At 43.8% G+C, this 2,231-nt stretch carries 1 protein-coding gene; it reads right to left on the bottom strand.

The genetic code is table 11. The annotated features are described in order from the left end of the window. Positions 1–361: 361 nt before the first annotated feature. Positions 362–2,059, bottom strand: a complete 1,698-nt coding sequence (locus A6K76_RS15045) for a transcriptional regulator (protein ID WP_066466425.1) — start codon at positions 2,057–2,059, stop codon at positions 362–364. Positions 2,060–2,231 lie beyond the last annotated feature (172 nt).

Here is a 2,231-nt window from a genome sequence, read left to right as displayed (position 1 = left end):
TCCTCAAGCCTCCGCACCGCTCCTACGTCGCGCTTTACGGGGTCTTGAGTCACGAGCTTTTCCCCAAGGAGTCTCGCCGCACGCTCCCATGCCACTACAATGCTGCATTCATGTCAGTTTTGCTACTGAAAACAACCAATGCAGCTGTATAAAAATGGCTAATCAACAGACCTGATATGTGAATATGTTTCTGAAATGTAGGCGACTTCTGCCTCGAGTAACCGCAGAAGCACCTGGACCGAAAATTGATGAACAAAGGCTAAGTTCGTCGCGGAGGGCGAAATGAAAGAACAATCAAGAATAAATTTTGGTCGAGAACTATAAAAAGCGTAGAGAAATGAACCACTTCTCTACGCTCTCTTTATCGTTTACTCGCCACCCACGTTTCGAGCTTCATTTGATTTTTCGCATTAGCCCGCTTATTTTCCTTTTTTAAATAACGAAGGAGTGAGCTATGTGCCATCCCCATCTCAGCAGCTGCCTTTCGAATGGTCAGTCCGTACTGCTCAATTAACTCGGCAACTAGTTCTGGAGTCAGCTCGCGTACTGGCTCATATAGCGGCAATATTATTTGCTTATTTTTTTCTTCAGCTCTTTCAACTTCCGCCTCAATTACGGTATCGACTGTTTGCTCCACACGCTGCTGTAAAATCGTTGGTGACCATTTTTCAAAGCTTACCTTTTTCGCATGCTCCAAAATGATGTCCTCTGGTGGCACAATTGTAACGCTGAGGCGACTCCAATATTTTTGCACCCAAAAGCGCTTTCCAACGCGACTTTCATCGATTGGCGTTGTATAATGCCACATTTTAATAATATCGTCCTTTTGCATATCATCCAGTACGCTTTCGAGACGGTCACGAATTTGCACGCCGTTATAGCTTTTTGGGAAATCGATGACATCTAGCAGCGTTTGCACGCGAAACGGCTGCTGCAAAGAGCGTTTAATTGTTCGAATTTTCCAATGGTAGTTTAAATAACGCGTCAATCGCTTATGCTCACGATGCGTGTAATGGCTATACTGAAACACTTTCAAATCGAGCGCACCAAACGTTTGCTGCTCGTTATTTAAGTAATGAGACAAAATGGGCGACGGACGAATTTGCAGCGAATAAATCCCTTTCGCATCACCTGTTCGTTTATCGTATGCCATATCGAGCGTACCAATTTCAAACATGCGGCTAAACGTTGTAAAATCGTAAGCTTGCTCGTCCGTAATTTTCTTTGCATCAATAACGGTAACATCATCGCCACGCATCGACACCCAAATGCTCGACAACGCTGCGACACGCTTCATAATGCTAAAACGCTCCTTTTCTCGAATGTAAAAATCTTCCTTCATTGCATCAGCAAAACGCAGCTTCAGCGCTTGATCGCTATGGAAATTAATGTAACCATCCTTATCTTTTTCCTGTACAATCCACAAATACGAAATTAAATCAAATAAATCCGCCGTCCATTCATCGAGCGAGTTTAACGTTGACTCGACAAGCGACAGCCAAATTTTTTGCTTATCAGACATTCCTACATCCACACTGGCCGGTCTAACCTCTGCACGACCGCGAATGACACCTTTATGATCTTGAATAGCCGCCTCGTGCACACCCTCATTCGTTTCAACGAACTGCTTCTTTTGCGTCACTAAATCACGCATGAGCTGATAATCCGAGTTCATCGATCCGTAAATATACTCTTGATCAGCCAAATTATCGCTCGCCTTCACGACGATGACTTCAGCTTGCGGCTGCACATCACATACCATTTCAATTTCAGCAATGAGCGAATCCGTATAATTATGTACCGCATTGCGAATCATAAGCTTTGTGAGAGGTTGATTCGGATACAGTGATTCCGTAAAGAAGCGACAAAGCGTTTGTAGTGACTCAGATGGCATGTAGCTTCTATTAGCAATAATCGACGTCAGCTCATACTTCCATCCTTCAAGCACTTGCCCAAAACGCCCATCCGTCTGCAAAATTGGCGCAACTTCCTCAAAAATAATGAATGGCAGCAGCTCCTGTTTAATAATCATGCGCTCTGGTATGCTTTTGTAATCCATTCTCATCACCTCGACTTTCATTCCCCTTTAGTATAGCAAAAGTGGTTCATTTTCGGGAACTACGTGTAGTTAGAGAATTTCATGCGCTGATCCAGTTTCGGGAACTATGTGTAGTTAGAAAAGTTCTCACGCTGATCCAGTTTCGGGAACTACGTGTAGTTAGAGCATTTCT

It is taken from the genome of Caryophanon latum, assembly GCF_001700325.1.
Classification (GTDB): domain Bacteria; phylum Bacillota; class Bacilli; order Bacillales_A; family Planococcaceae; genus Caryophanon; species Caryophanon latum.
The sequence above is the reverse complement of the archived record's forward strand: the minus strand, read 5'-3'. Positions and strand labels throughout refer to the sequence as shown.